Source organism: Tomitella gaofuii (assembly GCF_014126825.1).
Taxonomy (GTDB): domain Bacteria; phylum Actinomycetota; class Actinomycetes; order Mycobacteriales; family Mycobacteriaceae; genus Tomitella; species Tomitella gaofuii.
In genome coordinates this window covers 129,447-151,853 of the sequence record NZ_CP059900.1, presented here as the reverse complement: position 1 = coordinate 151,853, position 22,407 = coordinate 129,447, and the positions used below count along the sequence as shown (strand labels likewise).

The window sequence follows — 22,407 nt, the reverse complement described above, 5'->3', positions numbered from 1 at the left end:
GTTCTCCTGACGATGTATTTTCCTACAATCGACATAGAACAGGAGTCGGTGGCCAGGTGTACACGCTGATCGACGACGAGGACGGCAGGCGCGTCGTCGGGCCGGACGGCGAATCGATCGCGGGCGATCAGGACAATGCTCCCGTGTCGGCCGATAACCGGTTCGGCACGCAAGACCTCCAGTACGACGCCGATGCGGGCGTGTGGCACCGATTCGTCGTCGAGCCCGTCGGAGAGCCACCGACGCCGCTGTCGTATTGGGACCCGTATCGCGGCCAATGGCTCGGCGGTGTCAACTCGTGGAAGCAACAGGCTCGGTCAGTAGTTTCGTGAACACCTCCCGCGGGGTCAGGAAGCCGAGCGTCGCTCGCGGCCTGTCGTTGAGCTCGTCGGCGATCGCGTTCAGGTAGGGCTGGTGGTCGGTGATCTCGGTGCCCTTGGGCAGGTACTCGCGGATCAGGCCGTTGGTGGGGGTACCTCCCTGCACGGAGTGCTTGGGGGAGTCTCGTTGGTGCCCCGCTCCCACGGCGAGTGCGGGTGGGCGAAGTAGACCGGCAGATCCGTTGCCGTGGTGAGCGCGGCGTGCCGGACCATCTCGGTGCCCTGGTCCCAGGTGAGCGCGCCGAGGATGTGTTTCGGCATGTCGCTGACGGTATCGATGAGCACATCCGCGAGCCCATCGGCGCTTTTACCTGCAGGAAGGCCGCAGATCATGAGTAGTGCCCCATACAGTGGTGTAACTCGGTGGCCGAGTTCGTCTGTGACGCCGCGTCGTTGACGGACGCAGTGCGGCCACCGTGTGATCCTTCGAGTGAACCTCTCACAGAACCCTCGAACTTCAGTCATCACGATGACCGCACCCCACATTGTCGACCCTGCCGGCCTGCTTGGCCAAGCCCTGTCCGAAGCATCACCGGACCTGATGCGTGACCTGCTGCAGACCATGATCAACGCGCTGATCTCAGCCGATGCGGACGCCGTATGCGGCGCCGAATGGAACACGAGCACCACCGAGCGCACCAACCGCCGCAACGGCTACCGGCACCGCCCGCTGGACACCCGGCTCGGCACCGTCGACATCGCCGTCCCCAAACTGCGTTCAGCCAGCGACTTCGCCGAGTGGCTGCTCGAGCGCCGCAAACGGGCCGAGTCGGCGCTGATCACCGTCGTCGCCGACTGCTACCTCGCCGGAGTCTCCACCCGCCGGATGGCTCCCCCGCTGCGCGCTTCGCGATTATCGCAGCGGGCGGTACCCCCAAGCTCGTCAAGACCCTGGGCATCGACTCGCTGTCGAAGTCGCAGGTCTCACGCATGGCCGAAGACCTCGACGAGCACGTCGCCGCCTTCCGACACCGGCGCCTCGATGAGGCCGGCCCGTTCACCTTCGTCACCGCCGATACTCTCACGATCAAGGTCCGCGAGAACAAGCAGGTCGTCAAGGCTCCGGTGCTTCTGGCCACCGGTGTGGGCGGCGACGGGCACCGCGAAGTCCTCGGCATGCAGGTCGCCACCAGCGAGACGAAGGCCTCGTGGAACACCTTCTTCGCCGACCTGATCGCCCGCGGCCTCGGCGGAGTGCGGCTGGTGACCACCGACGCCCACGCCGGGCTCGTGGAGGCGATCGCGGCGAACCTGCCCGGCGCCGCATGGCAACGCTGCCGCACCCACTACGCCGCGAACTTGATGGGAGCGTGCCCCAAGTCGATGTGGCCGGCCGTGAAAGCGATGCTGCACAGCGTCTATGACCAACCCACCGCCGAAGCCGTCAATGCCCAGTTCGACCGGCTACTGGAGTACACCGAAGACCGCCTGCCCGAGGTCGCCGACCACCTCGGCGACGCCCGCGAGGACCTGCTCGCTTTCACCGCATTCCCCGACGACGTGTGGCGCCAGATCTGGTCCAAAAATCCCACCGAGCGCCTCAACCGGGAGATCCGACGCCGCTACCTCGGCCTCGAAGTCCTCACCCGCTGCCGACTGACCATCGCCACCGACACCAGCTCACAGACGGAGGTGACCACCGATCCACTGATGCAACTACCAGCCTGACCACCAACGAAGGATCACAATTCAGTTGCACCACTCCCAGGGGCTTGATCAAGCCGATGACCTGGCAGGCCCACGAATGCTCGAACAGATGCCGGTGCAAGGCGAGCATGAGGTCGTGGATGTTCGACTCGCGCAACGCTTCCTGCACGCTCTCGTCATCGCACATTGCCTGGTCGAGAGCGAGGTCGAACAGATCCTCGACGCACTGCACCCGCGAGTACAGGCTCGCAGGCGCTACCCCCAGGCGGGCCGCCACCGCCCGGACGGTCAGCGCGCGGACCGTCAGCGCGCGGACCGTCAGCGCGCGGAGTCCGCCGGCGTCCAGCAAACCGACCGACTCGCGGGCGATGACCTCGACGGCGACATTCGCGTCGGCTTCGATCCCGGCGACCTGGCGGTTCTTGCGATCGCCCGACCCGACACGGACGAGTTCGCAGGCAGTCTCGTGCTCTTCGACATCTCCGGGGCGAGGTGCCTCACGTAAAAGTGAGCGCGAAGCGGGTGGCCGGTGCCTCACGCAGTGTGAGCGCGTGGGAGGCTTGCGCTACTTCGCCTGGGCCAATCGGTTGATTGACGGTTGTAATGCTTCCAGGTCCATGTGGCGGGCGGCGGCGAGGGCTTCGGTCTTGTCTCGCGCCAGGTCGAGTAGCTGCATCTGGATGGCGTTGATCTGCCGGGTCAAGTCGGCCGGGTTGATCCCGTCGATCCGAGCCGAGACCCGCGAAAGTTGTTGTGCATCAAGGGTTCCCGAGTCTTGCAGGCGCTGCCATGGGGTGGCCGGCTTGTCGTAGATCCGCTTTCTGCGGCCGTCCGCGCCGGCGGTGTAGCCGACGGCTTTTTTCGTGGGGGTGAAGAAGTTCAACCGCAGCGACACCAGCCGCCACAGCCGGTCGAGCAGCTCGAGTTCGTCGGCGGTGTCGTAGCGCCAATAGAAGGCGTGTTTGCGCACGACGTGGTTGTTCTTCGACTCCACGTGCGCCTGGTCGTTCTTCTGGTACGGCCGAGAGCGGGTCTGTGCGATGTCGCGGTCCTGCAGCCACCCGGCGACCTCATGGTTGATGAACTCCGAACCGCAGTCGCTGTCGAAGGTGGTCATGGCGAAGGGAAACCAGCCCTGCAGCTGTTCGATCCCGTGGAGGATCCACTTCGAGGCGTTGTTGCGGATCGAGCAGTTCTCCGTCCACCCGGTCACAATGTCGGTCATCGTCAGCGTGCGGGCGAACTCGCCGATCAGCGTGGGGCCGCAGTGCGCCACGGTGTCGGCCTCGATCACCCCTGGCGTGTCGGGTGCCTCGTCCGTGCAGGTACGGATGGCAATCGAGTTCCGCAGCAGCGGTGACGGCGTCGTCGTCGATATGCCCTTGATCCGCATTCTGTCGCGTGCCGGTTTCAAGTACCGGTCAACGGTCGCGGCGCTCATCGCTTTCAGTTCCGCGGTCGTCTCGTCGGTGGCGAACGGCGTGTCCAGATCACCCGCCTCGGCCAGCAGCGGTAGCCACAGATCGACCATGACGACCAGATACTTGCCGCACGGCATGCCCATCAACGCCCACACATGCTCAAGCAGGGTCCTGGCGTCGTCGCTGAAGCGCCGAGTGCGCAGTGTGCGTCCGTCGACCTGCTCGGCCGGGTCCGGCAGCGCAGGGCCGCGAAGCATCCGCCGTGCGGTCGAGCGGCCCATACCCGTGGTCTCCACCACGCGGTCGAGGATCTTGCCTTTGTCCGCCTTCGACGCCTTGCGGTACTGATTCCGCAGCTTGTTCGTCACCTGCCGTCTCGCGGCCATGTCGATCTTGCCTTCCACATCGGGCAAGCTTTCCTGGCTACGCGCTCAAAGTAGGTGAGGCACCACCCGGCGCCACGCGCTCAAAGTAGGTGAGGCACGCCGCGGGGACCGCGGGGAGGTCGGCTTCCGGGTACACTCGGACCACCGCGGAGGCGGCACCGGTTCCGCCGCACTGGACCTGAGCACGCAGTTCGCGCGCCGCAGCGGCCTGGCGCGGCTCACGGCCCGCACCGCCACCGATAACGCCGCGTCTCGGCGCGTCCTCCCCCGGGCCGGCTTCGCCGAGACCGGACGCGTCATGGGGACCGCTCCGTCGGGCCACGCCCTCGCGCTCATCCACTACGAGCGCACGGCCTGAGCCGTCCACCGCACTGCGAACCCCGAGGTCGAGCCAATCGCCGACCGACTATTCCGGCGTGCTTGCGCCGTTCCGGACCGGTGCCGGCGCACTGTGGCTTCCGCCGGCGAGCACCGCGCACGCCACCGTCACCAGGGCGACGGCGCCGCCGATCGCCGCGATCACTGAGAACGCCGTCGCGGACGGGACCGAGCGCCCGCCGGCCTCGACCGCCATGGCGACGCCGAGGGCACCCACGCCCGCGCTGGCGATGGACGTGCCGATCGCACGCACGAGCGCGTTGACCCCGTTGGCCGCGCCCATCTGGTGGCCGGGCGCGTGCCGCACGATGATCATCGGCAGCGCCGCGTACCCGATGCCGACACCGATGCCGATCACCGTCGCCCACACGATGACCGCTGCCGGATTCGGCGATGCGACGATCCGGAGCAGATAGCCGAGCGCGGTGACGACACCCCCGATGCCCAGCACCACGCGCGGACTCCACCGCTGCGCCAACCACGCGGTGAGCGGTGCGACGCCGAACATCGCGGCGGCGTTCGGCAGCATCGCCAGGCCGGCCGATGCCGAGGACCAGCCGAAACCTCCCTCGCCCACGGCGCCCTGCAACTGCTCGGTGGTGAGGAGCAAGTTCGCAAACATGACGATCCCGAGCAGCAACGAGGCGATGTTGTTGAACAACAACGGCGCCGTCGAGGTGGCGCGCAGGTCGACGATCGGGTCGGCGCTGCGCAACTGCTGCCGGCCCCACGCCACGAGCACGACGACCGCGGCGAGGAAGGCGAGGACCGTCGGGGCGCTCCCCCATCCCCACGTCTCACCCTGCGAAATGCCCAGCAACAACGCGACAAGGCCGACGGTCAGCAGCACGGCACCGGTCATATCGAACCCGCCCGAGCCTTCCACGCGAGCGCGCGGAGGCACGACGACCGCGATCGCCACGATGGCGACGACCGAGAGCAGCGCCGAGAACCAGAACATCCACTCCCAGCTCACAGCGTCGAGGATGACGCCGCCGAGCGGGATGCCGATCCCTCCGCCGACCCCGAGCGTCGCGCTGAGCACTGCGAGCGACGGCGCCACCCGGTGCCGCGGGAGCCCGTCCCGCATCTGCGCCATCGCGACGGGGACGAGCGCGGTCCCCATCCCCTGCAGAGCCCGCCCCGCGATCAGTGTGGCGATCCCGCCCAGCGGGGCGAGGACGGATCCGGCGAGCACGAACAGCATCGCGGCGATCATCATGCGCCGGCGGCCGACCATGTCGGACAGCCGGGAGAGGATCGGCGTCGCCACCGCTCCGGTGAGCAGCGTCGCTGTGACGAGCCACGACACGGTCTCCGGCGTCGTGCCCAGTATCCCGGGGAACTCCGGCACCGCGGGCACCACGAGCGTCTGCTGCAGGGCCACGACGAGGCAGGAGAAGCCTGCCACGACGATGAGCGCGGTGCCGGGGCGTGAGTTCTTACCTGTCGGAGCATCGGCGCGTGCGTGCGGCGGAGGCGGCGTCACGGGCCCGTCGCCTGCGGGTGGGGTTTTGGTGGACACGGTGGGGGCACCTTCCTGTGCGACTGCGCGCCGCACACCGCGGTCGCGTCGCCGACAGGCAATCATGTCGTGCATCGAAACCGGTCAGAAATGCAACGCACTGCGGAACATCCCCTCTGTCTCCGCTGGATTCACAACAGGATCATTCCTGTTGCATCACATCGCACCGGGCGTGACACTGGTGTCGCATGGGATCCCGGTTCGGCGACACGGAGGCGGGTGGCGACACGGAGGCGGGGCGACGGCGATGGCGGAACCACCGATCAGCGTCGACCCGCTCGACCGCCGGCTGCTGCTGGCACTGATGCACCGGCCCACGGCCCCGTTCGCCGAGTTGGCGGAGGGATTGCCGGTGGGACCGGCGGCGCTGTCCGCGCGCTACCGGCGGCTGCGCCGGCACTCGGTGGTCCGCGTCGTGGGTCGCACGCTTCCGGGGTTCGACGGCGGGCATGCGTACCTGGCGCGCGCGCAGGCGGCGCCGGCCGCCGTCGCGCGTCTGGCCGCCGCCGTGGCGGCCGAGGACAACTCGCGCTGGGTGCGCATCTCGCGCGACGGCTCCGAGCTGATGTGCGGTGTGGTGACACACGATCCGGCCCGCGATCCGGTCCTCGTCGGCCTCCCCTCGGAGCCGGCGCTGCGTTCTCTCGACACCATGGAGCTGCTGCACGTGTGGGGGGCGGTCCGTGACGCGGTGCTGCGCCCCTCCCGTGAGATCGACGCGCTCGATTCCGCACTGATGGCGGAGCTCGCCGTGGACGGTCGCGGCGATCTGCGGGGCATCGCTGCGCGCCTGGGCGTCGACGCGAGCACGGTGTCCCGACGTCGCCGGCGCCTCGTCGAGGACGGGATCCTCTACTTCGAAGCCGACGTGCATCCCGCCGCGCTCGGCGGCACCGGCGACGCGATGCTGTGGATGTCCGTGCCGCCGGGCCGCATCCGCACCGTCGGCGCCGCCCTGCGCGGCCGCGACGATGTACGCTTCACCGCCGCCACCAGCGGACGGTGCGACCTCGTGGCGCACGTGCAGGTGCTCGACGGGCCCGCACTGGTGGACTTCGTCGACGGCGTCCTCGCCGACCTCGGCGTCGCCGGAGTGGAGATCGTCCCCATGGGCCGGTCGTTGAAACGCAACGCGGTGTGATCCCGAGTCGCGCGCCCTGCCCCGGCGTCGCCGCGCGGCCGGGCATCAGGCCCGGGACGCCGCCAGGCCCTCGGCGTCGTCCGCCTCGCCGGCGATCCCCGCGGCACCCTCGACCGCCTCGACCTCGACCGTCTGCTCGTCGCCCTGGGAAGGACGGTACTTCGGCAGCAGCGCCGCGATGACGAGAGCCACCAGCGACGCCCCCGCCGCCGCGCCCATGACGATCTGGAACGCGGAGTTGCTCGGCAACACGGCTCCGCCGATCTCCATGGTCACCGAGGCGACGATGACGCCCGCCACGGCGCTGGCGAACGAGGTCCCCAGCGAGCGCATGAGCGTGTTGAAGCTGTTGGCCGCGCCGGTCTCCTCCGGCGGGACGGCACCCATGATGAGGGCGGGCATGGCCGCGTAGGCCAGTCCGATGCCGGCGCTGATGATGCCGGAGAGCACCACGAGCTGCCACACCGAGTTCATCCAGAACACGCCCATGAGGTAGCCGAGGCCCACCACGACGGCGCCCGTCATCAACGTGTACTTGGGGCCCACGGTCATCGTGATGCGGGACGAGACCGGGGCCATCGCCATCATCAGCAGACCGCCGGGCGCCATCGCCAGGCCGGCCACCAGGATCGACTGGCCCAGTCCGTACCCGGTGAACTCGGGGATCTCGATGATCTGCGGCACCACGAGCGACTGCGCGAACATCGCGAAGCCGAACACCACGGAGGCGACGTTGGTCATGAGCACCTGCTTGCCCGCCGCCACCCGGACGTCGACCAGCGGGCGCGGCGCGCGCAGCTCCCACAACACCCACGCCACCGCCAGCACGGCCGCAGCGACGAACAGGCCCACCGTCAGACCCGAGCCCCAGCCCCAATCGGCGCCCTTGGAAATCGCAAGCAGCAGCGACACGAGCGTGGCGGACAGGGCCACGGCCCCGAGGTAGTCGAACGAGCCGGAGGCGCGCAGGTGCGATTCCGGCACTACGATCACGGTGAGCACGAACGAGAGAACGCCGAGACCGGCGGACACCCAGAAGAGCATGTGCCAGTCCGCGTACTGCGCGATGAATGCGGCGAGCGGCATCCCGAGCGCACCCCCGACGCCGAGCGACGCACTGATCACGGCGACCCCGCCGGCGAGCTTCTCCGGCGCCATGATGTCGCGCATCAGGCTCATGCCCAGGGGGATCACGCCGGACGCGAATCCCTGCAGGGCGCGGCCGATCACCAGTGGCGCCAGGCTGGTCGCGAACGCGGCGATGAGCGATCCGGCCACGAGGATCACCAGGCTCACCAGCAGCAGGCGGCGCTTGCCGTACATGTCGCCGAGCCGGCCCATAACCGGGGTGGCGACGGCGGCGGCGAGCAACGTCGCGGTGATCGCCCAGGCCGTGTCGCCCGCCGATGCCCCGACGAGATCCGGAAGGTCGGGGATGATCGGGATGATCAGTGTCTGCATGAGCGCGACGACGATGCCGCCGAGCGCGAGTACCGCGACGATGGCGGAGTTCTTCTTGTCGTCCACCCCTGCGGCTTCTGCCGAGCCGGCGGGTCCTGTCCTCACTGGCATACGCGTCCGATCTGATCTACGCCGCCGGCGGGCGATCGACCGCGACGGCATTTTAAGTCAAGTGACTTGCGCGACGATATATCAGTCACCTGACTTAGAACAACCGTCTTCGCGGTAGGGTGACGGAACTCTCGGACCGGAAACGCTCTCCGGCGCACTGGAAGGATTCGGCCTCATGACCCCCGCGACCGCCCCGACAACCCCGGGCACGCGCAATGCGCGCACCGCCGCGACCCGCGCCGCCATCACGTCGGCGGCCGAGCGGCTCTTCGCCGAGCGCGGCGTCGCCGCGGTGTCCAACCGGCAGGTGGGCGAGGCCGCCGGGCAGGCCAACAACACCGCCGTCGCCTACCACTTCGGCACCAAGACCGACCTGATCCGGGCGATCATCCGCAATCACGCGCAGGACATCGAGGCCCGGCGCACGCCGATGCTGGAGAGCGTCCGCGGCTCCGCGGACATCCGCGACTGGATCCGGTGCCTGGTCCTGCCGTCCACCGAGCACTTCGCCGTCCTCGGCGCGCCGTCCTGGTACGCGCGGTTCAACGCCCAGGTGATGACCGATCCCGCCCTGCGCGCGCTCATCTACGAGGACGCTCTCGCCTCGACGTCGCTGCAGGAGACGCTCCAGGGCCTGCGCGCCACGGCCGGCGCGATCCCGCCCCGTATCCGGCGCACCCGCGCCGACATGGCGCGCCAACTTCTCGTCCACATGTGTTCCGAGCGGGAGCGGGACCTCGCCCTCGCCGCCGCCGGCACCGCCGACCCGGGGCAGCCGCACTGGGCGGGCGCCCCCGCCGACGATCACGCCGGCACCTGGGAGGAACTCAGCGCCGACCTCGTCGACGCGCTCACCGGGCTGTGGACGGCGCCCGTCACCCGCTGATCGGGTCACGCGGCCTGATCTCGGCGCCGGCACCGTATACTGACCCGCAGGCGGCATTCCGGCCGCCCCGCCCCCGTTCCGCCCGCTCTCCTGTCATGAGGTCCCCATGCGCCGCATCACCGTCCCGCTCCGCGGACACGGCTGCGGCGTGCGGCTGACCATGCGGCGGCACGTGGACCTGCTGCGCGTGAGCAGCTCCGGCTGTACCGCTTCTCGCTGAGCCCCCCGCCGCCCGGCCCCCGCCCGCGGCGCGTTCCCCGAGATCCCGAGGTACCCCCGTGACCACCGCTGCCGTCTCCGATTCCGACGCCGCCTCGCCTACCGACGCTCCTGCGGCCACCGTCGCCACCACGCCCGCGCGCCTGCGTGCGTTCTTCGACTACCGGCGCACCATGATGACGATCGCCGTGCTGCTGGTGCTGATCCCGGCGATCGTGCTGTTCCCTGGCACCAGCCGCGAGGCGCTCACCGAGGGCCTCAACGACGGCTTTACGATGGCGCACCTGCTGGCATTCGTCGCCATCGCACTGGTCGCCGCCGCGGTCAAGGGACTCTCCGGCTTCGGGTACGCCTTGATCGCCACGCCGCTGGCCGCGGTGCTCATCGACCCGTCGGTGGCCGTGATCGTGCTCGCCGTCCCTGCCCTGGTGATGAATCTGTTCCAGGTGGGCGAGACGGGCACCGGCTGGCAGTACCTGCGGCAGCACTGGTCGCTGGTCGCGGCGGCGCTCGTGGGCTCGGTGATCGGGGTCTTCATCCTCAAGAACTTCCCCGCCAAGCAGCTGCTGGGCGTGATCATCGGCGTCGTGCTGGTCAGCTACGTGATCTGGTCGGTGGCGCGCAAGGGCAAGCCGGCCACCGGCACCGCGCACCCCGTCTCGCTGGGCACAGTCGGCGTGGCCGAAGGCGTGCTGTTGGGCGCGGTGAACATGGGCCCGCTGCTGCCCGCCTACCTGCACACTTTCGAGCGCGACGCCCGCCGCTACATCGGTGGCATGTCCCTGGTGTTCACGCTGGTGTTCGCCGAGCGCATCGGCCAGATGTCGGTGAACGGCCTCATGACCGCGCAGCTGCTGTGGCTGGGCTCGGTGATCGCGCTGGTGACGCTGGTCGGCCTCGCGGCGGGGACGGCGCTGCGCCGCTGGGGCCGCATCAACCCGTCCGTGTTCAGCGCGCTCGTGCTCACCCTGCTCGGGGTGACGGGCGTGACGATGCTGGTCAAGGCGGTGCCGCACTTCCTGTAGGTCCGCACACCGCGGTCCGGCGCACTCCGGGCCGGCACGCACGGCTGCTCACGGCCGCAGGTAGGACCACCCCTCGCGCTGCCGGCGCACCAGGTGCGCCACTCCCGAGTCGACGACGGCGACACCGGGCAGCAGGTCGTCCTCGGACAGCTTCCGGGCCGTCAGTGTGTTGGCGCAGGCGCACACGGTCGCGCCCTGCCCCCGTAACCGTGCCACCGTCTCCGCCAGACCCGTCTCGCCCGTGCACAGCTCCACGCCGGGGCCGTGCGTGACCACCTCCACCTCGGTGTCCGGCCCCAGCGCGCGAATGAGGTTGGCCGTATTGCGGAGCACCGCCGCCTGGCGCTGCGGATCGGCCTCCGGCAGGTGGACCACCACGCCGCCGGTCGCTGCGGTCTGCGGACTCATCGGTACCGTGCTCCCCTCGTCGACGCGGCGCGGTGCCGCGGTGCGGATTCCATTGTCGCGTCGTTCCCGCGCACCGTTTCCACCGGGCCAACCGATGCACGGCCGGATGACCGGCTTGTTTTTCTGGTCACCCTGCTAACCGCGCCGGACCGCGGGACGATACGGAGGATACGGACGAACACGGCCCGGGGCGGCGGGGTCGGCGTCGAGCGGGCCCGGGAAGGACGACATCATGCGACGCACCCTCCTGCGCACCGCGGCGGCGGCCGGCGCCGCAGTCCTCGCCACCGGGATCCTCGGCCTGGGCGCAGCGTCTGCGAACCCCGTGCACACCCTGTGGCAGACCCCCGTGATCAGCGGACCGGACATCGGGCCCGCGTCGACGCCCGAGGGGATGTTCCCGCTGATCCACGTCGCCGCCTCCGACGGCCGCGCCCCGGGCGAGACGACGTTCTCGGTCCCCCAGCCGTTCCCGTACTACTACATGCACGCCTCGCGTTTCGTCGTAGTCCACTGGCAGAACCTGCAGACGGGGGCATCGGGCGACGTGCCGCTGCGGTACTGGCAGAGCCTCGAGGAGTCCGGCGGCACGCCCAACCTTCCGCCCGGGTTCCCCGCGACCCTGCCCACCGCCGCCACCGTGCAGACCGGCAGCGGCCCCGTCGTGGCGACCGTGACGCACTTCCGCACCGAGTACATGTCGCCGCCGGTGGCCGATGGTGTGCTCCCCGGACTCTCGATTCTCATCTCCTGACACCCGCCGGCATGCGCGGAAACCGGCTTCCGCGCCCCGGGACCGCCTACGCATTGATTGAGCCGCCGTGCGCCGTCCGTACCAGTGCGCACTGTGCACGCAGGGCCCCGCGGGGCGCGCTTTCCGATCTCCCGCAATGGATTCAGAGCACAAACCCAATCGACTTCACGCGCGACGGTGAACAGTCGATACAGTCTCGGGATGGGACTTACCGCACGCGGCCTGACGCGCACCTTCGGCCGGAATGTCGCCGTCGAGCACGCTGCCGTCACATTGAGTTCCGGCAGGATCACCGGACTCGTCGGGCCCAACGGCGCGGGCAAGACGACATTGCTCCTGATGCTCGCGGGACTCCTCGCCCCCGATTCCGGTTGCATCGAGCTCGACGGCGTCGAAGCGGAGTCGACGCAGTTGCGCACGGAGATCGGATGGATGCCGGACGCGTTCGGCACCTGGGACAGCCTGACGGCCACGGAGATTCTGATTCTGTTCGGACGCCTGCACGGACGATCGACCAGGAATGCACGCCTGAGGGCAGCCGAGCTCCTCGAGCTGGTTCATCTCGACGAGTTCGCTGATCGCCCGGCTCACGAACTCTCGCGGGGCCAGAAGCAACGGCTCGGATTCGCGCGAGCACTCGTCCACCGACCACGGGTGCTCCTGCTCGATGAGCCCGCATCCGGAATGGATCCACGCTCGCGCAGGGAGCTGCGGGATCATCTTCGTGCGATGGCCGACGAGGGCTGCGCTGTGCTGATTTCATCGCACATTCTCACCGAACTGTCGGAGTTGGTCGACGACGTGGTGATCATGACGGACGGCCGCACCCGGGATTCGACGCGGCCAGACGCTCGTCTCTGGCGGATCCGCGAAGCCGGTCGCTCGGGGGCCTCCGCCACGACAATGAGCTTCGCCGATGAGGAGGCCGCCGCACGCCACCTCCACGGCCTGATCGCCGACGGAGCGCAGATCGCCGAGTTCTCCCCGATCGACTCCGCCCTCGAGAATGCCTACCTCGCGTCGGACGCCGAGAGGACCTGACTTGTGACCAGCACAATGCACGATCCCGGCGTCGATGTTTCGGATTCGCGCTTGGACCGGATTGCCCGATGGTGGTCTGTCGTCGGCGTCCTCGCACAACTCGAGCTCCGGCAACGGTTGCGGACCACCCGGTGGAAGACGACGCTCGGCATCGCGTTGTTCGTGCTCGCCGTCGCCGTCTTCGGTTCGATGTATTTTGCGATGGTCTCCGGCGGTGCAAGCTACCGCGACTGGGCGCGGAATCTGTACGTGATCGTGATGGCGGTCGAACTGTTCTTCGGCATCATCCTGGCACCGACGCTGACCGCCACCGCCATCAACGGCGATCGTAAAGACGCCACTCTCGCGGTGGTCCAGGCGACACCGATCAGCAACTGGCAGTTGACCTTGGGCAAGCTGGCTGGAAACTGGGTGTCCTGCCTGGCTATGGTCGTGATCGCTGCCCCCTTCCTCGTCTGGGGGATCATCGAGGCACCGTATGGCATCGGGACCGGATTGCTCGGCGTGGTCGTCCTGTGCCTGTTGTTCGCCTGCTACGGCGGCATCGGGCTGGGCTTCTCCGCCCTCACCGCCCGGCCGGCGGGTTCCGCGGTACTCACACAGGCCACGGTGTTCTTCCTGATCCTCGGCCTGCCGGCGCTGTTCGGGCTCCTGTACCCCACCACGTCGCAGGATCACCCAGTCGTCCGCGGGAAATTCAGCTACCCAGCGCTTTCCGTCGCGCCAGGCGCGTCGTCTGCAGAGGAACCTGTCTGCCGAGACGTCGAGCAGAACGAAACCTTTCACCACACCGAGCGGATCTGGTGGCTTCTCGCGCCGAACCCGTTCCTCCTTCTTCCGGACGTTGTCGCCGGGCATGACGACCCGGGCCCCGACAACGGCTGGGTCACAGGCCACCGGCCTCCTGACCGGACCATCGTCGCCCCGATCGCAGGATTGCTGTCCAGCGCGCGGTCGGGCCCCTACCTCGGCGCTCCGCGCTGTAATGAGCTGGTGACCGGATATCGCACCTATGAAACTTCCGGCCGGTCGTTCTATCAAGCTCAGAATGCCCACGCGGAATCGCATGTGGGCGATAGCTGGCCACTCGGCCTGCTGGCGAACTTCGTTTTCGGCGGCATCGGGGTGGTCCTCGCCGCGCGCCGACTGCGCGTGCCCGCACGCAAGCTCCCGAAGGCTGTCCGGATCGCCTGATCACCCATTGTCCGACCGAGTGCTCGCTCGCTACGCTCGTGTCGTGACGGACTGGCGGGACTTCTCCGACGACGGGCTGACGGACACGCTCCGTGCGGCGCGCGGGCTGTTCGCCCGCAATGGCTACCACGCGACATCGATCCGCGCGGTCGCGGACGCGGCCGGGCTGTCGGTGCCGGGGCTGTACCACCATCACAGGTCCAAGCAGGCGATCTTGGGCGCCCTCGTCGACGCGACCATGGACCGCATGCTGACGCACACGCGCGCCGCGGACGCCGATGCGGACGGCAGCGCGCTCGGCCGCTTCGACAACGTCCTGGAGTGCCTGCTGCGGTTCCACATGCTCCGGCGCGACGACGCGTTCGTCGCGTCCACGGAGATGCGGAGCATGGACGACACGCTGCTGCGCCGGCACATCGCGCAGCGCGACGAGCAGCAGCGCATGATCGCGGACATCATCGCGCAGGGGGTGTCCGACGGGACGTTCCGCTGCAGTCACGTCGGTGATGCGGCTCGCGCAGCGGCATCGCTGTGCGTGGCGGTCGCTGGCTGGTACGACCCTGCAGGCGCGCTGTCCGCCGACGAGGTCGTCGCGCGCCAGCTCGAGATCGCACGCCGCATCGCAGGTCTCCCTCCCCCCGTCGTGTCCGCCGACGACTCTTGACAGGCGTGCGCGGCCGGTGCCAACCTTGGCACGGACCGATCGATCGCTCGGTCGGTTTCGTGGGATCGCCTTCCCGACCACGCATCAACACCGGAGGGCTCCTGCGCCGACACCCCGCACAGAAGAGGTGCCCATGGCCATCGACCTCACGCACACGGCGCAGGCCCGCCAGGTCGCAGAGGCGACGCGGCGGCTGGTCCGCGAACGCATCCTGCCGCTCGAGAACGCACACGCCGGCGACATCACCGCCGCCGGCGGGGACGCGTTCCGCGCAACAATCCAGCAGCTCGCCCGCGATGCCGGGGTGTTCGCACCGCACGCCCCCACCGAGTACGGCGGCCTGGGCATGGACATGCGCGACCGCGCGTCGGTGTTCGAAGAGGCCGGATACTCGGTGTTCGGGCCCGCCGCCCTGAACATCGCCGCCCCGGACGAGGGCAACATCCACATGCTCGCCCACATCGCGTCCGCCGAACAGAAGGAACGCTTCCTGGCGCCGCTGTGCCGCGGCGAGGTGCGCTCGGCGTTCGCGATGACCGAACCGCAACCGGGTGCGGGCGCCGATCCCGCCGCACTCGCCACGACGGCCGCGCGGGTGCCCGGCGGCTGGCGGATCGACGGCGCCAAGCAGTTCATCACCGGGGCCGACGGCGCCGGATTCTTCATCATCATGGCGCGCACGGCAGGTGCACCTGGCGACCGCGGCGGGGCGACGATGTTCCTCGCCCCGGCCGACGCCGCCGGCATCCGCGTGGGCCGGCACATCCCCACCATCGACCGCTCGATGGTGGGCGGGCACTGCGAAGTGGCGTTCGACGGGCTGCAGCTGTCCGACGACGCCGTGCTGGGCGAGGTGGACGAGGGGTACCGCTACGCCCAGGTGCGCCTGGGCCCCGCGAGGATGACGCACGTGATGCGGTGGCTGGGGTCGGCGCGCCGCGCCCACGACATCGCGCTGGACTACAGCGCGGGCCGGCGGCTGTTCGGCCACAGGCTCGGCGACCTGGGCATGGCGCAGAAGATGATCGCGGACAACGAGATCGACCTCGCCGCGACGCGCGCGCTGTTGCTCACCGCGTGCGCCGACCTGGACGCGGGGGACCTGGGCGCCACCTCCGCTTCCATCGCCAAGGTGTACGGGGCGGAGGCCATCAACCGGGTAGTCGACCGCAGCATCCAACTGTGCGGAGGAATGGGCGTGTCCGAGGACTTGCCGTTGAGCCGTCTGCAGCGCGAGGTGCGCCCGTTCCGCATCTACGACGGGCCTTCCGAAGTCCACCGGTGGTCGATCGCAAAGAGGGCCGTGCGGCGCGCCGTGCACTCCCGGGAAGAAGGGTCACGATGAGCAGCAACGCGGCCGACACCGAGCGCGCCCTGGCGCTGGACCCCCTCGGTGCATATCTCGCCGAGCAGACCGACGTCGTCGGTGCCCTCACCGCGACGAGGCTCGCGGGCGGCAAGTCCAACCTGACGTTCCGCGTCGCCGACGAGGCGGGCACGGCGTGGGTGGTGCGGAGGCCGCCGCTCGCGGGGCTCACCCCGTCGGCACACGACATGACCCGCGAATACCGGGTGACCAGCGCACTGGCGGGCAGCGGGGTCCCGGTGGCGCCCGCGGTGGCGCTGTGCGAGGACGAGTCCGTGATCGGCGCGCCGTTCACCGTCATGGGCTTCGTCGACGGGTCGGTCGTCCGCACCGCCGACGAGCTCGCGGCACTCTCCGACGCGGACATCACGGCGTGCACCGGCGAGATGATGCGGGTGCTCGCCGCGCTGCACGCGGTGGACTACGCGGCGGCGGGGCTGGGCGACTTCGGCCGCCCGCAGGGGTACCTGGAGCGGCAGGCCACGCGGTGGCTGCGCCAGTGGGAATACGTGGCGACGGGCGACCTGCCGGACGTCGAGACGCTGGGACGACTTCTGCTGGAGCGGATCCCCGCATCGTCGGCCGCGTCGATCGTGCACGGCGACTACCGGATCGACAACGTCATGCTCGCTCCTGACGACCCCGGACGGATCGTCGCCGTAGTCGACTGGGAGCTGTCCACGCTGGGCGATCCGCTCGCGGACGTCGCCATGATGTGCGCCTACCGGCACCCGGCGCTGGACAGCGTGCTGGGGTTCCCGGCGGCGTGGACGCAGCCGCGCATCCCGGCACCGCACGACCTCGCGGAGGGCTATGCCTCGGCCACCGGCGCGGACTTGCCGCACTGGGACTTCCACATGGGCCTGGCCTACCTCAAGATCGGGGTGATCGCCGCCGGAATCGCCCATCGCACGAAGGCCGGGGCCGACGCCGGCGAGGACCACGCCGCCGCCGCGGTACCCGAGTACATCAGCCTGGGCCTCGCGGCACTGGCGGGCCGGGGGTGATCGCGGGCCGTGCGGCCCGCGATCCGATCACAACGACTGGAACAGCGCGAAGATCGGTACCAGCACCACGGCGGACAAGCGGGCGAACGGGCTGGTGTTCAGATTGTCCGTGATCCAGTCGCTGAGGCTGCCGAAGACGACTTCCGATCCCATGATTCCTCCTTGGCCTGGAGAGTTACGGCGTCGCCTGTGCGGGCGGCTCAGCCGATGCGGGCTCGTGGGCCACGCGGGCAGGCGGCGCGCGATTGCGCCCCAGACACTACTCTTCTCATTGAATTAAAACCATGCCCTCCGGTGGCGCACTCGCAATCAGCACGAATGTATTACGAACGTGATACACTTGACGAGTGCACGCGGGGGAAGATGAATACGACGGGGTGGCGTACGAGCAACTAAGCTTCAGGGAGGTTGATTGGACTGAATCAGCGCTCCATATCCGAACCCGGTCACGACGAACCGGCCGCACCAACGAGTTCGACGTGGAACCCGAGTGGGCTTCCGAGGCGCTATCCGATCCACGTCGTCTCGTCGGCTCCGCCCGGAGCCGTTCCGGCATCGCCGTGCTGGTCCTCGGTTGGTCGCCAAGCGCACCCGCAAGGCACGGAAACGGCTTCGGACGGCTGCTGAAGGTCATCGTCATACCCAAGGATCATCCGCCCAGGAGTCGTTGGTGGGGAGCCACAGCCATGGACGCCAACCGGGCGGATCGTCGCTACTACGAGGAGTTGCCATGAACACCGTGCGGAACACCCTGGCCGCCGAGGCCGCCTCCGCGGAAGAACGCGCAACTACAGCACCAGGCCGAATGCACCGCAGCACATCGGGATCACGCGGAGCAAGCCAGGTGTACACGATCCGCATGCCCGTCGATCGGCTGGAGGAGATTCGCCGCGCTGCACACGAACTGGGCGAGCAACCTTCCGCACTGATGCGTCGATGGGTGCTCGAACGGCTGGACGCAGAGAAATCACTCTCCCCCGACGCGGGACTTCAGGACCTGCGGCGCAGTCTCACCGAAGCTCTCCGCATTGTCGACGGCATCGACGATCAGCGGCCGGCCTGATCCAACACACCGCCCCGGTCACACCCCCGCCGCCTCGATGAGGGCCCGCACCGATGACCACAGCACCACGGACCGCTGCCGCGCCGTGAGCGCGCCCGGGTTGGTCACGGCCGTGGTGCCGATCCCGTCGACCACCACCCAGATCGCCCGCGCCGTCCTGCGCACCTCGTTGTCGGCATTGTCCGGCAGTTCCGCGGCCAAAAGCTCGGCCAGCCGTCACTCGCCGTCCGCGGCGTAGGTCTGCAGGACCCGGGACAGCTTGTCGCTCACCAGGCTTGCCGCCTCGAATGCCACGAGGACCCGCCAGAACCGTTCGGACGCCTCGTCGTGCGGGAACGCCTGCTCGACCAGCCCCAGCCACTCCTCGAGCCCCGAGGATCCGCCGACCGCGGTCACTCTGGTGGTGACGTCGTCGAGCGCGGCGCTGAGCGCCGCCTGCAACAGCGCGAGATCGCGGATGCGGCCTGCGCTCTGGTGGCAGAGGGCGGCCTGGAGCGCGCGACGATGCGGCGGGTCGCCGCGCGCCTCGGCACCACCACCGGGTACATCTCCCACTACTTCGCGAACAAGGATGCGGCGCGGATCGTCGGTCGTCGCCTGCGTCATCTCTCCCCGCTCCATGTCTTCGCGGCCGGCATCCTGATCCGGCGATCCGGCATCAACCGCGAGGGGCACCCCGGTGCGGACCCGAACATCCGCAAGGCCATCGCCCTGGCCGTGGACCCGGGTGTGATCTATCAGCGCGCGTTCAGCGGCGACGGACACCCGACAACGAAGATCTTCGCCGAGCGGTCCGAGTGGCACAACGACGTGCCCGCGTTCACGCAGGACACCGCGCAGGCCAAGCAGCTCGTCGACGCCGCCAAGGCGAACGGGTTCGACGGAAAGATCACCTATGTGCGCGTGAACAGCCCAGCGGCCCAGGCGATCGCGACCGCGACGCAGGCGATGCTCAATGCGGTGGGCTTCAACGTGGACGTCCAGTACACCGCGACGATCACCGACATGGTCAAGCGCCTCTACGTCGACCACGACTTCGACCTGACCTACGGTTCGGGATCGATATCCGACGCGGTGCCGGTGCTGCGCATCGACGCGGCGCTGCGCAGCACCTCGCCCAACAACCTCGTCGGCTACAGCGATCCTGAGATGGACACGCTCCTCGACGCCGCGCGCACCGCCGTGGGCCACGATGCCAAGAAGGCGGCGCTGCAGGCGGTGGAGCAGAAGATCCATGACGACGTGCCCTACCTGGGGCTGGGCTGGGGAGCGGACTTCGTCGCCTGGACCCCGGACGTGCACGGCGCCACCCCGAGCAACGACGGCATCATGCTGCTCGGCAACACCTGGATCGCGCAGTAGGGGACTCCCTCCACACGAGCCGACAAGGTGAACCCCGGGGCCCGCGCGCCCAGTGCGGGCCCCGGCGTTCTCCGCGCTGCCGCCTACCGCCAAACAATGCCGATCGGTTCGGCGCCTTGCTGATTCAGCGCCGGGACGTTGCGGAAGTTCCTCAACTGATTTCTCAGAGATGCCCCGGGAACGCCCGGCACGAGTCCGGCCGGCCCTCGGCGGCCACCTGCGCGTCCACCCGGAGAAGCCCGCCCGTGGCCGGCACCGGGACCTGTTTCGCGGTGCCGCCGATCAGCCCGCCGGCCGCGTCGTAGCACGCCACTCCCAGGTTCATCGTGACGCCGGAACCCACCTGCGTCTCGTCGGGCAGATCGTGCAGCAGGAACTGCGCCGTGAACTCGCTCGGTCCGTCGCCGGTGATTGCGTACGAGTCGGCGGGTTCGATCCGGGTCCACGAGTCGGAGAACTTCTCGTCGCTCACACGCGTCGTCGCGGTCATCGACTCCACCGCCGCGTCGCCCGGCACGGTGGCCTCGACCGGCACGGCGAACTGCTGATCCGCCCACGACACCATTGCCGGACCCTGCGCGCTCGCAACCACCTCGTCGTCGCCGTCGCGGAATTCCACCTCGGTCAGCATGAACCCGCCGACGGCGTCCTCCCCCGCCGTGGCCGTGACGATTCCCTGCACCTGCGCACCGTTCTGCATGAACCAGGTGTCGTCCACCGCGGCTCCGCCGTCGCCGCCGGAGCCGCAGGCCGATAAGCCGCATGCCGCCAGCGCACAGAGTGCGACCACGCCGCCCGATTTCACCGACCCATGCCCCATGGGCGTCATCCTAGGCCACGTCCAGGGAGCAGGGCCCATCCCGCGGCGTGCCTCACCTACTTTGAGCGCGTGGCGCCGGGTGGTGCCTCACCTACTTTGAGCGCGTAGCCAGGAAAGCTTGCCCGATGTGGAAGGCAAGATCGACATGGCCGCGAGACGGCAGGTGACGAACAAGCTGCGGAATCAGTACCGCAAGGCGTCGAAGGCGGACAAAGGCAAGATCCTCGACCGCGTGGTGGAGACCACGGGTGTGGGCCGCTCGACCGCACGGCGGATGCTTCGCGGCCCTGCGCTGCCGGACCCGGCCGAGCAGGTCGACGGACGCACACTGCGCACTCGGCGCTTCAGCGACGACGCCAGGACCCTGCTTGAGCATGTGTGGGCGTTGATGGGCATGCCGTGCGGCAAGTATCTGGTCGTCATGGTCGATCTGTGGCTACCGCTGCTGGCCGAGGCGGGTGATCTGGACACGCCGTTCGCCACCGACGAGACGACCGCGGAACTGAAAGCGATGAGCGCCGCGACCGTTGACCGGTACTTGAAACCGGCACGCGACAGAATGCGGATCAAGGGCATATCGACGACGACGCGCCGTCACCGCTGCTGCGGAACTCGATTGCCATCCGTACCTGCACGGACGAGGCACCCGACACGCCAGGGGTGATCGAGGCCGACACCGTGGCGCACTGCGGCCCCACGCTGATCGGCGAGTTCGCCCGCACGCTGACGATGACCGACATTGTGACCGGGTGGACGGAGAACTGCTCGATCCGCAACAACGCCTCGAAGTGGATCCTCCACGGGATCGAACAGCTGCAGGGCTGGTTTCCCTTCGCCATGACCACCTTCGACAGCGACTGCGGTTCGGAGTTCATCAACCATGAGGTCGCCGGGTGGCTGCAGGACCGCGACATCGCACAGACCCGCTCTCGGCCGTACCAGAAGAACGACCAGGCGCACGTGGAGTCGAAGAACAACCACGTCGTGCGCAAACACGCCTTCTATTGGCGCTACGACACCGCCGACGAACTCGAGCTGCTCGACCGGCTGTGGCGGCTGGTGTCGCTGCGGTTGAACTTCTTCACCCCCACGAAAAAAGCCGTCGGCTACACCGCCGGCGCGGACGGCCGCAGAAAGCGGATCTACGACAAGCCGGCCACCCCATGGCAGCGCCTGCAAGACTCGGGAACCCTTGATGCACAACAACTTTCGCGGGTCTCGGCTCGGATCGACGGGATCAACCCGGCCGACTTGACCCGGCAGATCAACGCCATCCAGATGCAGCTACTCGACCTGGCGCGAGACAAGACCGAAGCCCTCGCCGCCGCCCGCCACATGGACCTGGAAGCATTACAACCGTCAATCAACCGATTGGCCCAGGCGAAGTAGCGCAAGCCTCCCACGCGCTCACACTGCGTGAGGCACCGGCCACCCGCTTCGCGCTCACTTTTACGTGAGGCACCTCGTCCCGGCTGGAAACTCTTCGCCGGCGCGCCCAACCCCTCACTCGTACAGCGGATCCCCGAACCGATCCAGGTAGACGAACTCCTCCACCGGCCGGCGCCGCAGACGCGCGGGGAACGGCCGGGCCGGGTATCCGGCGCACACGTACGCCGCCGTCAGGTACTCGTCCGGGATGCCCAGCAGTTCGCGTACCGCCGGCTCCTCCCGGCACAGCATCGTCGTCACCGTCGTCGCCACGCCCACGCTGCGCAACGCCAGGCACAGGTTCTGCATCGTCGGATAGATCGAGGCGCCGCCGACCACGCTGGTGCGCCCCAGGTTCGAGTCCGTCACCTTCAGCGCCGACTCCCGCGCGCACAGCACCAGGATCACGGGCGCATCGGCGAAATGCTCGGCATGATCCCGCGACGGCGTGAGGGCCTTACTGTGCCGGTCCGCAACCGGCGCCGACGGGCCCGTCGGCGCGAACTCCTCGCGCCACAGCCGCAGGTAGCGTTCCGCCAGCGCAGTTTTCAGCGCCTGGTCACGCACCGCGATCCAGCGCACGGGCTGCCGATTGCCGCCCTGCGGGGCGAAGCGGGCCGCGTCGAACGCCGCGTACAAGACGTCATCCGGCACCGGATCGTCCCGGTAGTACCGGCACGTTCCGGTGGTCCTCATCGCCTCGATCACGTCCATGGTCGC

General features: G+C 69.0%; 26 protein-coding genes and 3 pseudogenes. 19 read left to right on the top strand and 10 right to left on the bottom strand.

Annotation, left to right across the window (positions count from 1 at the left end; genetic code table 11):
- Positions 1 to 56: 56 nt before the first annotated feature.
- Complete coding sequence (locus H4F70_RS00740; protein ID WP_182358638.1) at positions 57 to 332, top strand: hypothetical protein; 276 nt, start codon at positions 57 to 59, stop codon at positions 330 to 332.
- Here H4F70_RS00740 and H4F70_RS21045 read toward each other — a convergent pair.
- Positions 292 to 713: pseudogene (locus tag H4F70_RS21045) on the bottom strand (IS30 family transposase); the annotation flags it as partial. The gene H4F70_RS00740 and the pseudogene H4F70_RS21045 overlap by 41 nt on opposite strands.
- Before the next feature lie 136 nt (positions 714 to 849).
- Between H4F70_RS21045 and H4F70_RS00725 the strand changes: the two are divergent.
- Both H4F70_RS00725 and H4F70_RS00720 read left to right on the top strand, forming a co-directional pair.
- Positions 850 to 2,048, top strand: a pseudogene (locus H4F70_RS00725) (IS256 family transposase).
- Positions 2,049 to 2,163: 115 nt separating this feature from the next.
- Positions 2,164 to 2,532: a hypothetical protein gene (locus H4F70_RS00720; protein ID WP_182358636.1), complete on the top strand. Its 369-nt coding sequence runs from the start codon at positions 2,164 to 2,166 to the stop codon at positions 2,530 to 2,532.
- Between the two features lie 60 nt (positions 2,533 to 2,592).
- Here the strand turns inward: H4F70_RS00720 and H4F70_RS00715 are convergent, their stop codons facing one another.
- Positions 2,593 to 3,852 carry an integrase catalytic domain-containing protein gene (locus H4F70_RS00715; RefSeq protein ID WP_182360070.1) on the bottom strand — a complete coding sequence of 420 codons (1,260 nt, stop codon included), beginning with the start codon at positions 3,850 to 3,852 and terminating at the stop codon, positions 2,593 to 2,595.
- A gap of 97 nt (positions 3,853 to 3,949) precedes the next feature.
- On the opposite strand from H4F70_RS00715, the pseudogene H4F70_RS21040 reads away from it, so the two are divergent.
- Positions 3,950 to 4,192: pseudogene (locus tag H4F70_RS21040) on the top strand (GNAT family N-acetyltransferase); the annotation flags it as partial.
- Positions 4,193 to 4,240: 48 nt separating this feature from the next.
- Here the strand turns inward: H4F70_RS21040 and H4F70_RS00705 are convergent.
- Positions 4,241 to 5,737, bottom strand: coding sequence for an MFS transporter (locus H4F70_RS00705; protein WP_182358635.1), 1,497 nt, complete (start codon positions 5,735 to 5,737; stop codon positions 4,241 to 4,243).
- A gap of 247 nt (positions 5,738 to 5,984) precedes the next feature.
- Between H4F70_RS00705 and H4F70_RS00700 the strand changes: the two genes are divergently transcribed.
- Positions 5,985 to 6,878, top strand: coding sequence for an AsnC family transcriptional regulator (locus H4F70_RS00700; RefSeq protein WP_182358634.1), 894 nt, complete (start codon positions 5,985 to 5,987; stop codon positions 6,876 to 6,878).
- A gap of 45 nt (positions 6,879 to 6,923) precedes the next feature.
- Here the strand turns inward: H4F70_RS00700 and H4F70_RS00695 are convergent, their stop codons facing one another.
- Positions 6,924 to 8,450: an MFS transporter gene (locus H4F70_RS00695; protein ID WP_182358633.1), complete on the bottom strand. Its 1,527-nt coding sequence runs from the start codon at positions 8,448 to 8,450 to the stop codon at positions 6,924 to 6,926.
- Between the two features lie 175 nt (positions 8,451 to 8,625).
- Here H4F70_RS00695 and H4F70_RS00690 point away from each other — a divergent pair, with 175 nt between their 5' ends.
- From H4F70_RS00690 to H4F70_RS00685, 3 genes are all read left to right on the top strand, one after another.
- Positions 8,626 to 9,336, top strand: coding sequence for a TetR/AcrR family transcriptional regulator (locus tag H4F70_RS00690; RefSeq protein ID WP_182358632.1), 711 nt, complete (start codon positions 8,626 to 8,628; stop codon positions 9,334 to 9,336).
- A gap of 106 nt (positions 9,337 to 9,442) precedes the next feature.
- Entirely contained in the window at positions 9,443 to 9,556 is a 114-nt protein-coding gene (locus H4F70_RS21035; protein WP_372497646.1) for a putative leader peptide, read from the top strand.
- A 58-nt stretch (positions 9,557 to 9,614) separates the two neighbouring features.
- On the top strand, positions 9,615 to 10,580 hold the full coding sequence (locus tag H4F70_RS00685) for a sulfite exporter TauE/SafE family protein (RefSeq protein WP_220471748.1): 966 nt from the start codon (positions 9,615 to 9,617) through the stop codon (positions 10,578 to 10,580).
- Positions 10,581 to 10,628: 48 nt separating this feature from the next.
- On the opposite strand, the gene H4F70_RS00680 is transcribed toward H4F70_RS00685, so the two are convergent.
- Positions 10,629 to 10,988: a DsrE family protein gene (locus tag H4F70_RS00680; protein ID WP_182358631.1), complete on the bottom strand. Its 360-nt coding sequence runs from the start codon at positions 10,986 to 10,988 to the stop codon at positions 10,629 to 10,631.
- 232 nt (positions 10,989 to 11,220) lie between these two features.
- On the opposite strand from H4F70_RS00680, the gene H4F70_RS00675 reads away from it, so the two are divergent.
- The 6 genes from H4F70_RS00675 (at position 11,221) to H4F70_RS00650 (ending at position 17,014) form a co-directional block, all read left to right on the top strand.
- Entirely contained in the window at positions 11,221 to 11,742 is a 522-nt protein-coding gene (locus tag H4F70_RS00675) for a hypothetical protein (protein WP_182358630.1), read from the top strand.
- A gap of 93 nt (positions 11,743 to 11,835) precedes the next feature.
- A complete protein-coding gene (locus tag H4F70_RS00670) occupies positions 11,836 to 12,783 on the top strand; it encodes an ABC transporter ATP-binding protein (protein WP_235681263.1) in 948 nt (315 codons plus the stop codon).
- Positions 12,784 to 12,786: 3 nt separating this feature from the next.
- Positions 12,787 to 13,977, top strand: coding sequence for an ABC transporter permease (locus H4F70_RS00665; RefSeq protein ID WP_235681262.1), 1,191 nt, complete (start codon positions 12,787 to 12,789; stop codon positions 13,975 to 13,977).
- Between the two features lie 43 nt (positions 13,978 to 14,020).
- Positions 14,021 to 14,641, top strand: a complete 621-nt coding sequence (locus H4F70_RS00660) for a TetR/AcrR family transcriptional regulator (protein ID WP_182358629.1) — start codon at positions 14,021 to 14,023, stop codon at positions 14,639 to 14,641.
- A gap of 133 nt (positions 14,642 to 14,774) precedes the next feature.
- Positions 14,775 to 15,986: an acyl-CoA dehydrogenase family protein gene (locus tag H4F70_RS00655; protein ID WP_182358628.1), complete on the top strand. Its 1,212-nt coding sequence runs from the start codon at positions 14,775 to 14,777 to the stop codon at positions 15,984 to 15,986.
- Positions 15,983 to 17,014, top strand: coding sequence for a phosphotransferase family protein (locus H4F70_RS00650; protein ID WP_182358627.1), 1,032 nt, complete (start codon positions 15,983 to 15,985; stop codon positions 17,012 to 17,014). Before H4F70_RS00655 ends, H4F70_RS00650 begins: the two co-directional genes overlap by 4 nt.
- Before the next feature lie 27 nt (positions 17,015 to 17,041).
- Here H4F70_RS00650 and H4F70_RS20765 read toward each other — a convergent pair whose 3' ends face one another.
- Positions 17,042 to 17,167 carry a hypothetical protein gene (locus H4F70_RS20765; RefSeq protein ID WP_268968290.1) on the bottom strand — a complete coding sequence of 42 codons (126 nt, stop codon included), beginning with the start codon at positions 17,165 to 17,167 and terminating at the stop codon, positions 17,042 to 17,044.
- 194 nt (positions 17,168 to 17,361) lie between these two features.
- Between H4F70_RS20765 and H4F70_RS00645 the strand changes: the two genes are divergently transcribed.
- Complete coding sequence (locus H4F70_RS00645) at positions 17,362 to 17,748, top strand: hypothetical protein (protein WP_182358626.1); 387 nt, start codon at positions 17,362 to 17,364, stop codon at positions 17,746 to 17,748.
- Between the two features lie 110 nt (positions 17,749 to 17,858).
- Positions 17,859 to 18,077, top strand: coding sequence for a hypothetical protein (locus H4F70_RS00640; RefSeq protein ID WP_182348953.1), 219 nt, complete (start codon positions 17,859 to 17,861; stop codon positions 18,075 to 18,077).
- An 18-nt stretch (positions 18,078 to 18,095) separates the two neighbouring features.
- On the opposite strand, the gene H4F70_RS00635 is transcribed toward H4F70_RS00640, so the two are convergent.
- Complete coding sequence (locus tag H4F70_RS00635) at positions 18,096 to 18,278, bottom strand: hypothetical protein (protein WP_182358625.1); 183 nt, start codon at positions 18,276 to 18,278, stop codon at positions 18,096 to 18,098.
- A gap of 15 nt (positions 18,279 to 18,293) precedes the next feature.
- Entirely contained in the window at positions 18,294 to 18,518 is a 225-nt protein-coding gene (locus H4F70_RS00630; RefSeq protein ID WP_182358624.1) for a hypothetical protein, read from the bottom strand.
- Here H4F70_RS00630 and H4F70_RS00625 point away from each other — a divergent pair.
- Positions 18,417 to 19,439, top strand: a complete 1,023-nt coding sequence (locus H4F70_RS00625) for an ABC transporter substrate-binding protein (protein ID WP_268968420.1) — start codon at positions 18,417 to 18,419, stop codon at positions 19,437 to 19,439. The genes H4F70_RS00630 and H4F70_RS00625 overlap by 102 nt on opposite strands.
- Before the next feature lie 163 nt (positions 19,440 to 19,602).
- On the opposite strand, the gene H4F70_RS00620 is transcribed toward H4F70_RS00625, so the two are convergent.
- Positions 19,603 to 20,229, bottom strand: a complete 627-nt coding sequence (locus tag H4F70_RS00620; protein WP_182358622.1) for a hypothetical protein — start codon at positions 20,227 to 20,229, stop codon at positions 19,603 to 19,605.
- 157 nt (positions 20,230 to 20,386) lie between these two features.
- Between H4F70_RS00620 and H4F70_RS21030 the strand changes: the two genes are divergently transcribed.
- The gene (locus H4F70_RS21030) at positions 20,387 to 20,923 is read left to right on the top strand and encodes a hypothetical protein (RefSeq protein ID WP_420883144.1); all 537 of its coding nucleotides are present in this window, start codon (positions 20,387 to 20,389) and stop codon (positions 20,921 to 20,923) included.
- The gene (locus tag H4F70_RS20300; RefSeq protein WP_235681261.1) at positions 20,920 to 21,648 is read left to right on the top strand and encodes an integrase catalytic domain-containing protein; all 729 of its coding nucleotides are present in this window, start codon (positions 20,920 to 20,922) and stop codon (positions 21,646 to 21,648) included. Before H4F70_RS21030 ends, H4F70_RS20300 begins: the two co-directional genes overlap by 4 nt.
- A gap of 114 nt (positions 21,649 to 21,762) precedes the next feature.
- Here H4F70_RS20300 and H4F70_RS00610 read toward each other — a convergent pair whose 3' ends face one another.
- A complete protein-coding gene (locus H4F70_RS00610) occupies positions 21,763 to 22,401 on the bottom strand; it encodes a nitroreductase family protein (RefSeq protein WP_182358621.1) in 639 nt (212 codons plus the stop codon).
- Between the last annotated feature and the right edge of the window lie 6 nt (positions 22,402 to 22,407).

What these genes read in the sequence shown, in the direction of transcription:
- H4F70_RS00700 (WP_182358634.1), top strand. Translation starts at nt 5,985, where the DNA reads ATGGCGGAACCACCGATCAGCGTCGACCCGCTCGACCGCCGGCTGCTG.
- H4F70_RS00695 (WP_182358633.1), bottom strand. Translation starts at nt 8,450, where the DNA reads ATGCCAGTGAGGACAGGACCCGCCGGCTCGGCAGAAGCCGCAGGGGTG.
- H4F70_RS00690 (WP_182358632.1), top strand. Translation starts at nt 8,626, where the DNA reads ATGACCCCCGCGACCGCCCCGACAACCCCGGGCACGCGCAATGCGCGC.
- H4F70_RS21035 (WP_372497646.1), top strand. Translation starts at nt 9,443, where the DNA reads ATGCGCCGCATCACCGTCCCGCTCCGCGGACACGGCTGCGGCGTGCGG.
- H4F70_RS00680 (WP_182358631.1), bottom strand. Translation starts at nt 10,988, where the DNA reads ATGAGTCCGCAGACCGCAGCGACCGGCGGCGTGGTGGTCCACCTGCCG.
- H4F70_RS00675 (WP_182358630.1), top strand. Translation starts at nt 11,221, where the DNA reads ATGCGACGCACCCTCCTGCGCACCGCGGCGGCGGCCGGCGCCGCAGTC.
- H4F70_RS00655 (WP_182358628.1), top strand. Translation starts at nt 14,775, where the DNA reads ATGGCCATCGACCTCACGCACACGGCGCAGGCCCGCCAGGTCGCAGAG.
- H4F70_RS00650 (WP_182358627.1), top strand. Translation starts at nt 15,983, where the DNA reads ATGAGCAGCAACGCGGCCGACACCGAGCGCGCCCTGGCGCTGGACCCC.
- H4F70_RS20765 (WP_268968290.1), bottom strand. Translation starts at nt 17,167, where the DNA reads ATGGGATCGGAAGTCGTCTTCGGCAGCCTCAGCGACTGGATCACGGAC.
- H4F70_RS00610 (WP_182358621.1), bottom strand. Translation starts at nt 22,401, where the DNA reads ATGGACGTGATCGAGGCGATGAGGACCACCGGAACGTGCCGGTACTAC.